Origin of the sequence: Micromonospora sp. NPDC047753 (genome assembly GCF_040642735.1) — a bacterium.
Taxonomy (GTDB): domain Bacteria; phylum Actinomycetota; class Actinomycetes; order Mycobacteriales; family Micromonosporaceae; genus Micromonospora.
The window spans coordinates 1-12,954 of the sequence record NZ_JBEYSL010000165.1; the positions used below are offsets into that span (position 1 = coordinate 1).

10 protein-coding genes and 4 pseudogenes are annotated in these 12,954 nt (G+C 74.0%); 9 read left to right on the plus strand and 5 right to left on the minus strand.

Annotation, left to right across the window (positions count from 1 at the left end):
• Nucleotides 1-94: pseudogene (locus ABZ749_RS16185) on the minus strand (molybdenum cofactor biosynthesis protein MoaE); the annotation flags it as partial.
• Between the two features lie 46 nt (nucleotides 95-140).
• Between ABZ749_RS16185 and ABZ749_RS16190 the strand changes: the two are divergent.
• Nucleotides 141-335 (plus strand): annotated as a pseudogene (locus ABZ749_RS16190) (hypothetical protein); the annotation flags it as partial.
• Between the two features lie 89 nt (nucleotides 336-424).
• Here ABZ749_RS16190 and ABZ749_RS16195 read toward each other — a convergent pair.
• The gene (locus tag ABZ749_RS16195; RefSeq protein WP_357228325.1) at nucleotides 425-1,216 is read right to left on the minus strand and encodes an SDR family oxidoreductase; all 792 of its coding nucleotides are present in this window, start codon (nucleotides 1,214-1,216) and stop codon (nucleotides 425-427) included.
• On the minus strand, nucleotides 1,213-2,196 hold the full coding sequence (locus ABZ749_RS16200; RefSeq protein ID WP_357228346.1) for an LLM class F420-dependent oxidoreductase: 984 nt from the start codon (nucleotides 2,194-2,196) through the stop codon (nucleotides 1,213-1,215). Before ABZ749_RS16200 ends, ABZ749_RS16195 begins: the two co-directional genes overlap by 4 nt.
• Before the next feature lie 153 nt (nucleotides 2,197-2,349).
• On the opposite strand from ABZ749_RS16200, the gene ABZ749_RS16205 reads away from it, so the two are divergent.
• Both ABZ749_RS16205 and ABZ749_RS16210 read left to right on the plus strand, forming a co-directional pair.
• A complete protein-coding gene (locus ABZ749_RS16205; RefSeq protein ID WP_357228328.1) occupies nucleotides 2,350-3,570 on the plus strand; it encodes a low temperature requirement protein A in 1,221 nt (406 codons plus the stop codon).
• Between the two features lie 47 nt (nucleotides 3,571-3,617).
• Nucleotides 3,618-4,481 carry a DUF1028 domain-containing protein gene (locus ABZ749_RS16210; RefSeq protein ID WP_357228331.1) on the plus strand — a complete coding sequence of 288 codons (864 nt, stop codon included), beginning with the start codon at nucleotides 3,618-3,620 and terminating at the stop codon, nucleotides 4,479-4,481.
• Nucleotides 4,482-4,517: 36 nt separating this feature from the next.
• On the opposite strand, the gene ABZ749_RS16215 is transcribed toward ABZ749_RS16210, so the two are convergent.
• Complete coding sequence (locus tag ABZ749_RS16215; RefSeq protein WP_357228334.1) at nucleotides 4,518-5,405, minus strand: phosphatase PAP2 family protein; 888 nt, start codon at nucleotides 5,403-5,405, stop codon at nucleotides 4,518-4,520.
• A 170-nt stretch (nucleotides 5,406-5,575) separates the two neighbouring features.
• Between ABZ749_RS16215 and ABZ749_RS16220 the strand changes: the two genes are divergently transcribed.
• Complete coding sequence (locus ABZ749_RS16220; protein WP_357228349.1) at nucleotides 5,576-6,244, plus strand: DUF3159 domain-containing protein; 669 nt, start codon at nucleotides 5,576-5,578, stop codon at nucleotides 6,242-6,244.
• A gap of 365 nt (nucleotides 6,245-6,609) precedes the next feature.
• Here ABZ749_RS16220 and ABZ749_RS16225 read toward each other — a convergent pair.
• Nucleotides 6,610-8,316 (minus strand): annotated as a pseudogene (locus tag ABZ749_RS16225) (glycoside hydrolase family 48 protein); the annotation flags it as partial.
• On the opposite strand from ABZ749_RS16225, the pseudogene selA reads away from it, so the two are divergent.
• The 5 genes and pseudogenes from selA to ABZ749_RS16250 form a co-directional block, all read left to right on the plus strand.
• A pseudogene (gene selA, locus ABZ749_RS16230) lies at nucleotides 8,315-9,229 on the plus strand (L-seryl-tRNA(Sec) selenium transferase); the annotation flags it as partial. The pseudogenes ABZ749_RS16225 and selA sit on opposite strands and share 2 nt — an antisense overlap.
• A 2-nt stretch (nucleotides 9,230-9,231) precedes the next feature.
• A complete protein-coding gene (gene selB, locus ABZ749_RS16235; RefSeq protein ID WP_357228337.1) occupies nucleotides 9,232-11,016 on the plus strand; it encodes a selenocysteine-specific translation elongation factor in 1,785 nt (594 codons plus the stop codon).
• 53 nt (nucleotides 11,017-11,069) lie between these two features.
• Nucleotides 11,070-11,810 (plus strand): hypothetical protein, encoded by a 741-nt coding sequence (locus tag ABZ749_RS16240; RefSeq protein WP_357228340.1) that lies wholly within the window; start codon nucleotides 11,070-11,072, stop codon nucleotides 11,808-11,810.
• Nucleotides 11,811-11,868: 58 nt separating this feature from the next.
• A complete protein-coding gene (locus ABZ749_RS16245) occupies nucleotides 11,869-12,066 on the plus strand; it encodes a hypothetical protein (RefSeq protein ID WP_238669770.1) in 198 nt (65 codons plus the stop codon).
• Nucleotides 12,067-12,146: 80 nt separating this feature from the next.
• Nucleotides 12,147-12,954 (plus strand): CNNM domain-containing protein (locus tag ABZ749_RS16250; RefSeq protein ID WP_357228343.1); only part of this gene is annotated, 808 nt, incomplete at its 3' end.

The following is a 12,954-nucleotide window of genomic DNA, read 5'->3' on the forward strand; positions in this document are numbered from 1 at the left end:
CGTCACCGATCGCCAGGGGGCCGACCCGGTGCGAGACCGCCACCGCGTAGACGTCGGGCTCTGCGGCGATCTCGGCGGCCACCTCGCGCAGCACCGTCGCGCCCAGCGGCACGGCGCAGGCAGACGCGTCCGGCCCGGCCGTCGACGAGTTGGCGGCCCTGCTCAACCAGGTGGGCTTCGCCCCCGGCGCCGCAACACCCGACCAGGCGGCTCGCGCCGCCGAGGTGGCCACCGCCTACGTGGCCACCCTGCGCTCCGCCCGCCCCTGGTGGCGTCGCCTGCTCTGGTCCGTGCACCCCACTCCCCTGCGCCGCGCCCGCCGCTCCCCGCGCTGATCAAGAGCTTTGCGTTGGCAGCGAGCCGGCGCTGATCAGCTCCAGCGCCCACCTCCTGGCCGTCGGACGAGTTCCCCCGCGGTAGCGGCTCAGGCGGTCAGCCGGCGGATGAGTTTGCGCATACCGGCCTGCCAGCCGTCCGGGTCCTCGGCGCGACGGCGCGCGTAGTCGGCGACCTCGGGGTGCGGCAGGATCAGGAAACGTTCCTCGGCCAGCCCGGCGACGGCCGCGTCGGCGACCTGGTCCGGGGTGAGCACCGCACCGGACGCGGCGACCACCCGGGCGCCCAGGTGAGCGTCGGCGAGCCCGTCGGCGAGCATCGGGGTGTCCACCCCCTGTGGGCAGAGTGCGCTGACCCGGATGCCCCGGTCCCGGTAGGTGATGGCCAGCCACTCGGCGAACCCCACCGAGGCGTGCTTCGTCGCGGTGTACGGGGCGTCGCCCACAGCGGTCAGCACACCCGCCGCGGAGCAGGTGTGCAGCAGGTGCCCGCCGCCCCGGACGAGCATTCCGGGCAGCACCGCGCGGGCCGAGTAGACGTGGGCGAGCACGTTGACCCGCCAGGCGCGGTCCCATCCGGCGTCGTCGACCTCCACTCCCCCGCCGGTGGTCACCCCCGCGTTGGCGCAGAACAGGTCGATCCGGCCGTACCGTTGCTCGGTGTCGGCGACCAGCGCGCGGACCTGCTCCTCGTCGGTGACGTCGAGGGCGCGGGCGTGCGCGACCGGGCCGATGCCCTCGGCCACCGCGCGGGCCGCGTCGGCGTCCAGGTCGGCGACCACCACGGCGGCGGCCCCCTCGGCGGCGAATCGGCGCGACAGCGCCGCTCCGATGCCGCCGGCCCCGCCGGTGACCACCACGATCCGGTCGGTGAGGTTCACGCGCTGACCTCCACCGTGGCGGCGCCCAACCGGGCGATGAGGCTGAGCAGAGCGCTCGCCCCGCCGGTGGTGACCTCGGGGGTGGGCAACAGCGCCATGATCGGCACGTCCACCCCGTTGTCGGCGTAGCGGCGCACCTCGGCGCGGCACCGCTCCGGTGAGCCGTGCAGCACCAGCGCGTCGACCACCTCGTCGGGTACTGCCGCGTTGGCCCCGCGCCGGTCACCGGCGGCCCAGGCCGCCCACATGGGCGCGAGCGTCTCGTCGCGGCCGAGCCAACGGTGGAACTCGGCGTACGCCCCGACGGTGAGGTAGCTGGTGATGAGCCGACGGCCCAGCGCCCGGGCGTACACGGTGTCCTCGGTGGGGCAGACGAAGATCCGGGCGGCGACCTCGAAGCCGGTGCGGCGCTCGCCCAGCTCGGCGAGGGCGCGCGGCACGTCGTCGGCGCTGAGCCAGTTGAGGATGACCCCGTCGGCTTCCGAGCCGGCCAGCCGGAGCATCCCCGGGCGCAGCGCGGCGAGCAGGATCGATGGCGGCACCGCCGGTGGTCGTTCCAGCGTGAACCGGCGGACGGTGAACGTGTCGTAGGCCTCGTCGACGGTTTCGCCGGCCAGCGCGGCGCGCAGGAAGCGCAGCACGTCGCGGGTGCGGCGGAACGGCTCGTCGAACGGCACGGCGTTCCAGTCCCGGACGAGCACGGGTGAGGACGCGCCGATGCCGAGCGAGAACCGGCCCGGCGCGGCCTCGGCCAGCGCTGCCGCGCTCATCGCGAGCAGACCGGGGCCTCGGGTGAAGACCGGTGTGATCGCGGTGCCGAGCCGCAGCCCCGGCTGCCAGGCCGCGGCGAGCGCCAGCGGGGTGAACGCGTCGGTCCCGGCGACCTCGGACGACCAGACGTCGGTGAACCCGGCCCGGTCGAGGGCCGCGTAGGCCGCGTCGTGCTGCGCCAGCGCGATCCCGCTCAGCGGCACCGTCATGCCCCATCGATTCGTCACCGATCGATCGTGCCCGTTGACGCGGGCCCGAGCAAGATCCCCGGGTTGGGCAGAATCGCCGGTTTCCGACCGTGCGTGGCGGTGGAAGTGCTACCACTTCGAGGTGGACCGGACCGACGGCGCAGGCCGCTGACCATGGGTTTCAGGGCGGCAGGACACCTGGAGCCGGTCCCCGGGGTGGCCACACCGGGTCGGGCCACCTTCCTGGAACTCTTCTTCGATCTGGTGTTCGTCTTCGCGCTCACCCGGATCTCGGCGCGCGCGTTCGAGGACCTGACCGAGGAGTCGGGCCGGAAGTACATCTGGGAGGCGGTCACCGGCAGCGGCAAGACACTGCTGTTGCTTCTCGCGCTCTGGGCGGTCTGGCAGGGCACCGCGTGGACGACCAGCCGCTACGACCCCTACCGGGTGCCGTTGCAGACCGTGGTGATCACCGCGTTGGTGTGCAGCATGCTGATGGGGGTCGCGATTCCCCGGGCGTTCAGCCAGACCGCGCTGATGTTCGCGGTGGCGTACGTGATCGCGCAGGTGACCCGGCCGGTGATCCTGTCGATCGCGCTGGGCCCGCACCCGTACCGCCGGCTGAAGGTGCGGATGGCGGTGATCTTCGCGGTGAGCGGGGTGCTCTGGATCGGCGGCGCGATGCTGGGCACCAACGGGCAGGTGGCGCTCTGGTCGGCGGCGCTGGCGGTGGAGTACCTGGCGGCCCGCTGTGGTTGGCCGGTGCCCGGCCTGGGCCGCTCGAGAATCTCGAAGTGGGAGATCGCCGGCGAGCACCTGGCCGAGCGGTACCAGCAGTTCTTCCTCGTCGCGCTGGGCGAGACGATCCTGGTGGCCGGTTTCGCGTACAGCAAGGGCCCGTACGAGACCGGGCACGCGTGGGCGTTCGCGCTGGCGCTGGCCACCTCGATCATGCTGTGGCGGATCTACGTGCAGCGGGCCGGGCGGATCCTGGGCGAGGCGGTGACGAAGGCCCGGCACCCCGCCACCATCGGCCGTTCCGCCGCCGACACCCACCTGCTGATGGTGATCGGTCTCGCTTCCACAGCTGTCGGATACGAGCTGATCATCGAGAGTCCGCTGGAGCGGATTCCCGGGCCGTGGCTGGTCATGGTGCTCGGCGGTCCGATCCTGTTCCTGGCCGGGCGGTCCCGCCTGGAGTACGAGGTGTTCGCACGGGTCTCCCCGTCCCGGTGGATCGCCCTCCTGGTGCTGCTGGCGTCGGCCGTGCCGCTGCGGCACCTGCCCGGGGTGGCCGCGACGGCGGTCGGAGCGGTGGTGCTGGCCGCTGTCGCGGTGGCCGACGCCCGTCGGGCCCACGGCGCCCCACCGGAGGCCGCCGCGCCACCGTTCTGAGCCTCGCGTGCCCGCGTCACGGCGGCGCGGAAGGCTAATCTCGGCCGGTGACCTTCTCCCTCGTCGCCCGCTCCGCCGACGGGCGCCTGCACGGCGTCGCCGTCGCCAGCAAGTTCCTCGCCGCCGGAGCGTTGGTCCCGGCCGCCGCCGCCGAGGTCGGTGCGCTGGCCACCCAGGCCCACGTCAACCTCGCCTACCGCCCGCAGGGCCTCACCCTGCTGCGCACCGGGGTGGCCCCCGCCGACGTGGTGGCCGGGCTGATCGCCGCCGACCCCGAGCGGGAGCACCGCCAACTCGGCGTCGTGGGGGCCACCGGTGCGGGTGCCACCTGGACCGGGCCGGCCTGCCATCCGTGGGCCGGCGGGCGGACCGGCGACGGTTGGGCCGCGCAGGGCAACATCCTCACCGGGCCGGAGGTCGTCGACGCCCTCGGCGCGGCCTGGCAGGCGGGAGCGGCACTGCCGTTCGCCGAGCGGCTGGTCGCCGCGCTGCGGGCCGGCGACGAGGCCGGCGGCGACCGGCGGGGCCGGCAGAGCGCCGGTCTGCTGGTGGTCGAGCGCGGCGGCGGGTACGGCGGCACCAGCGACGTGGTGGTCGACCTGCGCGTGGACGACCACCCGGACCCGATCGCCGAGCTGGGTCGGCTGCTCACTGTGCACACCATGCTGTTCGGCCGACCCGACCCGGCGACCCTGCTCGACCTGAGCGGCGCGGTCGCCGCCGAGGTGGCGGCGTTGCTCGGCGCGCTGGGCCACAGGGTGCACGAGGACGGCACGGAAGCGGCGTTGATCTCCTGGGCCGGGTTGGAGAACCTGGAGGAGCGGCTGGTGCCGGGCCGCATCGACCCGGTGGTGCTCACCCACCTGCGCGGTGTCGCCCCGCACGTCCCCGCACCCCGCGCCGCGAGCTGAGCCCGCTCGGCCGCCCAGGTGGCTACGCCGGCTGGCTCAGCCCTTGACCCGGGGCACCAGCCGGTGCACGACGGTGAGCGCCAACGCCATCACCACCGCCATCGTGCCGGCGATCCCGGCGGCGCTGCCCGCGTACCCGACGAACAGGGGACGGCGGGCCAGCTCCTCCGGCCCGGTGTCGCGCAGGTCGAGCAACCAGGACAGGGAGAGCCCGCAGGCCACCAGGGCGAGCACACCACCGAGCCCGAGCACGAGCGCCGCGACCCGGTGCGCGTCGCCGGGGGCGATCTCGGCCTGCTCCCGCTGGGTGACCAGCAGCAGCAACCCGGCCAATGCCGCCCACACACCCACCACCAGGTACGCGGCGACGGCGTCGCTGGGTCGGTGCCAGCCGGCGGAGAGGGTGGCGACTCCGGCGACGGCGGCGTACCCGGCACCGATGAAGGCACCGACGGCTCGTACCTTGCGTGGCAGCACGAGCATCAGGGCGACCGCCACCGAGGCGGCCACCGTGGCGTGCCCGCTCGGGAGGCTGTTGCCCACCGCGGCGCGTTCCGGGTCGACACCGTAGTCGGGCCGGTTCAGCCCGTACTTGAGCAACTGGGTGGTGACGTTCGCTCCGGCGATCAGCAGGGTCGCGGTTATCGCCAGGGCGATCCGCCCCCGGATCAGCGCGATGAACCCGATCGTCGCGGTGGCGGCCAGCAGCGAGACCACCGACATCGCGTTGAGGATCTTGTCGACGGGGCCGTCGATGGTGTCCTGCCCGATCCGGTTGCCGGTGAGGGCGACCGTGTCCACCCACTGACCTATCTCGGAGTGCACGGCCACCCGCCACACGGCGAGGAAGGCGGCCGCCTGGACGAGGGCCAGTACGACCAACCAGACCGCGGTCCAACCCCGTGCCGTCGCGCGCATCCGCACACCGTAGCGGCAGGTGCCGGCGGTCCGACCGGTGGCCCGCCATCAATCGCCGGTTAGGTTGTGCCGGAGGCGAGGAGGCGGTGGTGAGCGGAGTACCGGAGCGCGACGGCGGCCCGACCGAGACCGGCCCGGAGCAGGGTGAAGGCGACAATCCGGGGTCGGCGGGGCCGGTGCCGACGGGCGGCGACACCGGCCCGGGTGGGCCGGCGCGCGCCGAGTCGCTGACGGATCTGCTGGGCGGGCGACGCGGCGCGATCGACGCCACCCTGCCGCCGCTGGCCTTCGCGGTGGGCTGGCTGCTGGGCGGCGAGTCGCTGTGGGGCGGGGTCGGCGCGGCGTTGGCCGTGGGCGCGGTGGTGGCCGGCGTACGGCTGCGCCGGGGTGACCGGCCGCGCTCGGTGCTGATCGGGCTGCTGGCCGTCTGCGTCGCGGCGTTGATCGCGGTGCGCACCGGCCGGGCCGAGAACTTCTTTCTGATCCAGGTGCTGTCGAACGCCGCGAGCGCTCTGGCGTGGACGGTCAGCATCGTGGTGCGGTGGCCACTGCTCGGTGTGCTGGTCGGCGCGGTGCTGGGCCAGCGGGCCGGGTGGCGGCGCGACCCGGCGCTGCTGCGCGGGTACGGCCGGGCCAGTTGGGTGTGGACGGTGACCTACCTGCTGCGGGTGGCCGTGTTCGTGCCGCTCTACCTGGGTGGGCAGGTGCTCGCGCTGGTGGTGGCCCGGGTGGCGCTGACCTGGCCGCTGGTCGCCGCGGCGCTGGCGCTGAGCTGGGTGGTGCTGCGGCGCTCGCTGCCGGCCGGGCACCCGGGGTTGCGTCACCCGGTCGTGCCGCCACGCTGAAAACCCGGTCCCGCGCGGCCGAACTCGGCGCGGCAAGCGGCCGGAATCGGGGCGGGCAAGCGGCCGGACTCGGGGCAAAAAAAGTGGAGAGGCCGCCACGGGGGGAGCGGCCTCTCCGGTGACGTACGTTACTCCGTCACAGACCTCGGTGTGATCCCGCGACGGCCCGAATTTCTGGGCTTTTTCGCGGCTGGCTCCAGTCCGGGCGGTGGGGTGGGCCAGCCGATCCGCTGCGTCGGCCAGATGGCCGGCCCACCCCGGCCTGACCGTGGGTGTCAGGCCGTCCCGCCGGCCCCGGTCCGTCGTTCCCCGGACCGGGGCCGAATCCCGGGGTGGGCGGTCCACGCCACCCACCCCGGGTCGTCTCAGCCGTTCGGGAACATGCTGCCGTAGTCGGCGTACGCCATGGCGACGTCAGCCTGTGCCCAGAACCGGTGGTAGTTGAAGGTCGGCTCCGGACCACCGTCCAGGTACGCCTGCACCTTCGGCCAGTCCGGGTCGTTCTTGTAGAAGGACCGGATGTCGAGGAAGCTCTTGCCGGCGGCGATGGTGTCGCCGTTCGGCATCTTCCCGGTCCAACCCGACGGGACGTAGAGGCCCTGCCCGGTGGACGCGTTGTAGACGTCGTCGAAGCGCCGGTAGTCGCCGCGCGTCTCGGTGGTGGAGACACCCTTGGCGTCACTGGCGGCCGACAGCGCGTCGAGCAGCCCCTTGGCGGTGTTCTTCGCCGCCACGTTGCCCGACTTGGCCGCGTACGCGATCAGGATCCGGGCGTAGGCGGCGGTGACACCGACGTCCTGGCCCTTGCTGATGACCTCGACGTGCAGGCCGGTGTTGGGCTGCGGGTTGGACGGGTTCCAGGTGGTCGGCTGACCGGTCCACGCCATGTCCGACGGGATCGACCAGTTGGTGCCGAGGGTGGTGTTGGCGATCGCCCAGGGCACCCACTTGTCCAGCAGCGCCTTGGCCTTCGCGTTGCCGGTCTGCTGGTACAGCTCGGCGATGCGCTGCATCGACCAGGCCTGCATACCGAACCACTGGTTCGACGGCGGGTCGTTGTAGACCGGGTCGACGTCGTAGAACATGCCGTAGAAGGTGCTGGTCCCGGCCGGCGGCTGGGCGTAGCTACCGTCCCAGCTGTTCGTGGCGCCACCGGCGATGCCACCCTCGGCGGACTGCAGCCAGGTGTAGAACTCCAGCTGCCGCTCGAAGCTCTTGGTCCAGTCGGCGACCGCCGTCGACGACTGCGGCTTGAGCTCCGGGGTGTTGGTCAGCGCCCAGGCCGCGAACGGGTTCTGGTAGCCGAAGTGGTTGTGGCTGGAGCCGATCCGCCAGGACCAGTTCTGGCTGGCGTCGTACGCGCCGCCCCAGGCGTAGTACCAGGACAGCAGGTAGTGCGCCGAGTCCTTGCCGCTGCCGGCGGGGCAGGTGCTGGCCCCGACGCAGTTGCCGATCTTCTTGAAGTACTTGTCGAACATCGCGTACCGCAGGTAGTCGCCCATCTTGGCGGCCTTGGTGATGGTGGCCGCGACGTCGGCCTGCTTGTTCTGCGCCTTGGACCAGGTCAGCGCCCAGTACGCGGCCTGCACGGCGCGGGCGTCGGCGTCCGGGGCGTTGGTGTACTTCCACTGCTTGGCGGGGGCGCCGGTGTCCTTGACGAACAGGTCGAGGTAGCCGTACTGACCGCCGTGCTTGAAGGTGTCGCAGGAGGGCTGCGGGATGGTCTCCCACACCGACTCCTGGGTGCCCCGCTGGAAGGTGTTGATGTAGGCCGGCTTGGTGGTGCCGTCACCGCAGCGGCCGAAGCCGTAGGTGTTGTCGACGTCCATCAGCCAGTGCATGCCGTAGATGTCGCCGGTGCCGTAGGTGGACTGCAACTCCGAGCGCAGCGGGTCCTGACCGACCGGGACGTTCGGGTTCAGCGCCGACGGGTACTGGCTGGGCAGGTTGTACTCCGCGGCGTACTGCGGGGTGCCCGCGGAGCCGGCGGTCGGCTGGTCGGCGTGCGTGGGAATGATGTACTTCTCCATCACCGTCCAGGCGTTGTTGAACGGGGCCCAGTTCTGGGTGATGCCCGACGCGGGCGCCGTGCACGTGGTCAACAACGGCGCCGCCGCGCTGGTGCTGGCCGCCACCGCGTTGGCCGCCGGCCGGGAGATCGTGGTCAGCCGGGGCGAACTGGTCGAGATCGGCGACGGTTTCCGCCTGCCCGACCTGCTGGAGAGCACCGGCGCGCGGCTGCGCGAGGTGGGCACCACCAACCGCACCACAGTCGAGGACTACGCCGCCGCGCTCGGCCCGCAGACCGGTTTCGTGCTCAAGGTGCACCCGTCGAACTTCCGGATCACCGGCTTCACCTCCGCCGTCGGGGTACGGCAACTGGCCACGCTCGGGGTGCCGGTGGTCGCCGACATCGGCTCCGGGCTGCTCGGCGCGGACCCGCTGCTGCCCGACGAACCGGACGCGGCCAGCACCCTGCGAGCGGGCGCCACGCTGGTCACCGCCAGCGGCGACAAGCTGCTCGGTGGGCCGCAGGCCGGGCTGCTGCTCGGTGACGCCGAGGTGGTCGACCGGCTGCGACGTCACCCGCTGGCCCGGGCGCTGCGGGTGGACAAGCTCACCCTGGCCGCGCTCGCCGCCACCCTGCACCAACCGCACACACCGACCCACGCGGCGCTGCACGCCGAGCCGGGCACTCTGCGGGAACGGGTGGAGCGCCTGCGGGACCGCCTCGGCGCGGACGGCCGCAAGGCGGAGGTGGTGCCGGCCGTCGCGGTGGTCGGCGGGGGCGGCGCCCCCGGCGTGGAGTTGGACTCGTGGGCGTTGAGCCTGCCCGAGCGGTACGCGTTCCCGCTGCGCACCGGGAACCCGCCGGTCCTCGGGCGGGTGGTGCGCGGGCGACTCCTGCTCGACCTGCGCTGTGTGCCCGCCGACGCCGACGACGCCGTCCGCGCGGCAGTGCTGCGCGTACCCGGGGACGACTGAACGTGTTCGTCGTCGCGACCGCCGGGCACGTCGACCACGGCAAGTCGACACTGGTCCGGGCGTTGACCGGGATGGAACCCGACCGGTGGGCCGAGGAACGCCGCCGGGGGATGACCATCGACCTGGGTTTCGCCTGGACGACGCTGCCGTCCGGCGCCACCGTCGCCTTCGTCGACGTACCCGGGCACGAGCGGTTCGTGCCGAACATGCTCGCCGGGGTCGGCCCGGTCCCGGCAGCGCTGATCGTGGTGGCCGCCGACGAGGGCTGGATGCCGCAGTCCGCCGAGCACCTGGCCGCGCTCGACGCGCTCGGCGTCGCGTACGGCCTGCTCGCGGTGACCCGCGCGGACCTGGCCGATCCGGGGCCGGCGACGGCCCGCGCCCGCGCCGAGATCGCCGCGACCAGCCTCGGCGCGGTGCCGGCGGTGGCGGTCAGCGGCCTGACCGGCGCCGGCCTGCCGGAGCTGCGGGTCGCCCTGGACCGCCTCGCCGCCCAGTTGCCCGCGCCGGTCGTGGACGACCCGGTCCGGCTCTGGGTGGACCGCAGCTTCACGGTGCGGGGCAGCGGCACTGTCGTCACCGGGACCCTCGGCGGCGGCCGGCTGCGGGTCGGCGACGAACTGGAGCTGGCCGGCGCCGACGAACCGGTCCGGGTCCGCGGCCTGCACTGCCTGGGCGAGGCCCGCCCGGAGGCGGCGGCGGTCGCCCGGGTCGCGGTCAACCTGCGGGGTACGCCGCGCGACCGGCTCGGCCGGGGCGACGCGCTGCTCACCCCGGGCCGGTTTCACCACACCGACCTCGTCGACGTCCGGCTCGCCGGCGACCCGGCCGGCGACCTGCCGGCCACCCTCACGCTGCACGTCGGGTCGGCGGCGGTGCCGGTACGGGTGCGCCCACTCGGCCCGGACACCGTCCGGCTGCGGCTGGCCCGCCCGCTGCCGTTGCTGGTGGGTGACCGGGCGCTGCTGCGGGACCCGGGCCGCCACCACGTCAGCGGCGGGGTACGGGTGCTGGACGTGGCGCCGCCACCGCTGGGCCGACGGGGTGCGGCCGCCGCCCGCTCGCAGGTCCTCGCCGAGTTGGACGGTCGACCCGACCTGGCGGGGGAGCTGCGCCGTCGCCGACTGATCCGGACCGGCGCGTTGATCCGGATGGGTGTGCCGGTGCCTACCGGGCCCGGGCGGGACAGCCCGGCGTGGGCGGCGCCGGTGGCCGGTGACTGGCTGGCCGACCCCGCGCACTGGCGGCAGCTCGGCGAGCGGCTGACCGAGGAGGTCGCCCGGCACGCGCGGGAGCACCCGTTGGAGCCCGGAATGCCGGTGGACGCCCTGCGTCAGCGCCTCGCCCTGCCCGACCGGGTGCTGGTCGAGGCGCTGGTCCGGCCGCCGCTGCGGATCCACGCCGGTCGGGTCGGGGCGGCGAGCGCCAACGCGCTGCCCGAACCTGTGGCCCTGGCCGTGAGCCGGGTCCGCGCCGAGTACGGCGACCGGCCGTTCCGCGCCCCCGAAGCGGACCGCCTCGTCGACCTCGGCCTGGGCCCCCGGGAGATCGGCGCCGCGGTGCGGGCCGGTGCGCTGCTGCGGCTGGCCGACAATGTGGTGCTGCTGCCCGACGCGCTCGACGACGCGGTCCGGGTGTTGGCCGGGTTGCCGCAGCCGTTCACCCTCTCCGCGGCCCGGCAGGCGTTGGACACCACCCGCCGGGTGGCGGTGCCCCTGCTGGAACTGCTGGACCGGCGGGGCGCGACCCGCCGGCTGCCCGACGACGTCCGGATCGTCGTCACCTGAACGCGCGCCCCTGCGGGGCTGACAGGGTGGCGTCGGGATGCGACGGTGGGCTGATGGTCGAGGTGATGGCGTCCCGGGCGCGGCCGTTCGGTGGCCGCTGGCGGGAGATCGTCTCGGTGGCGCTGCGCTGGGGGCTGCCGGTGCTGTGGGTGCTGTGGGCCGGTCTGGCGTGGTGGGTCGAGCCCCGCGCGTCGACCGAGGCCCAGCTCGACCGGGATCTCGCGGCCGGCCGGGTGGTGAGCTACCAGCGGGCGAACGGCTGGGCCGACGACGGCGCGTACTGGGGGAGCCGGCCGCGTGTGCAGTACGCGGCCGACGGGGGGATGCTGACCTGGACCGTGTCGAACGGCCAGAACCGGTACGCCGCTGGGGCGCCGTTCGCCTCGGACTCGTCCACCGTCGGGCCGGACTCGTCGGCGAGCACCGGGTGGGACGCGCGGCGTGCCGCGGTCGACGATTCGTGGCAGGCCGGGGGCGGCACCGCGCAGCGGATCGGGAACGCCGCGGCTCTGCTCGCGGGTGTGCTGACCGTGCTCTGGCTGGGCCGCTTGATCGGCGGCGCGCCGCCGCTGGTCGGCACCCGGTGGTTCTGGTTCTGGGTCGGCCTCCTGCCGTTCGGGACTGGTGTGCTGGCCTGGACCTACCGGGAGCTGTGGAGACCACCGCCGGTGCCGGTGCCTGACCGGGGCTCGGGGTGGCGTGGGTTCGGCTGGCTGATCCTCGCCGCGGTCGGCATCAGCCTCCTGGTGTCCGTTGCCCGCATCGTGTTCGGGACGACGGTGGTGCCGGGCTGAGCCGGCGATGCCGGGCCAACCGGCCCCGAGGTCGGCGATGGTCACCTACGGTGACGCCATGGACCCTTCGGCGGTCTGGCGGGACCGGCAGCACAAGTGGCGGATCGAGGCGTACCGGGCGCCGGACCTCCGTTTCGCCATCTACGCCACCAACGGCCCCACCGAGTCGGTGCCGCTGTGGCTGTTCGGCATGTCGGCCCTGGCCCGGTGGCTGATGACCCACGCCATCTCGCTGGACGACCTGGAGGTCGACTGAGCGGGGGCGCGGTCGCAAACACCGCCCACGCCGCGCCCCGCTGCGGTTGAGTGACGTCAGGCGGCGGACGGGGGCACGCGATGGGCAGTCAGCTCGGGCAGTTGGCGTTGGTGGCCGTGCTGGTGCTGGTCAACGCCGCGCTCTCCGGCAGCGAGATGGCGCTGGTGACCCTGCGGGAGGGGCAGTTGCGGCGGCTGGGCCGGCGCAGCCGCGCCGGTGACCGGTTGGTGCAGCTGTCCCGGGACCCGAACCGCTACCTGGCCACGATTCAGCTCGGCATCACCCTGGCGGGGTTCCTGGCCTCGGCGGCGGCCGCGGTGTCGTTGGCCTCTCCGCTGGTCGGGCCGTTGGGTTTCCTCGGCGCGGCGGCGCGTCCCGCCGCGGTTCTGCTGGTGACCGTGCTGCTGACCTTCGTCACGCTGGTGCTCGGTGAGCTGGCCCCGAAGCGGCTGGCCATGCAGCGGGCCGAGCGTTGGGCGCTGCTGAGCGCCGGCCCGTTGGATCTGTTGGCTCGGGTGTCCCGGCCGGCGGTGTGGCTGCTCAGCCGGGCCACCGACGCGGTCGTCCGGCTCGCCGGTGGTGACCCGCGGGCCAACCGGGAGGAGATGACCGAGGAGGAGTTGCGGGAGATGCTGGCCAGCCAGCGCGGCCTGTCGGCCCAGCAGCGGGAGATCCTGACCGGCGCGTTCGACATCGCCGGCCGGACGCTGCGGGAGATCCTGGTCGCTCGGCGGGAGGTGACGACGCTGCCCGCCGGTCTGGCCGCCGACGAGGGCGTCCGGCGGCTCGCCGCTACCGGGGGAGGAGAGATTCCAACTCCACCAGCTCGGGCAGCCGGCCGAGCAGTGGCGCGGGCAGTGGTGGGGTCGGCTCCCGACCGGCGGCGAC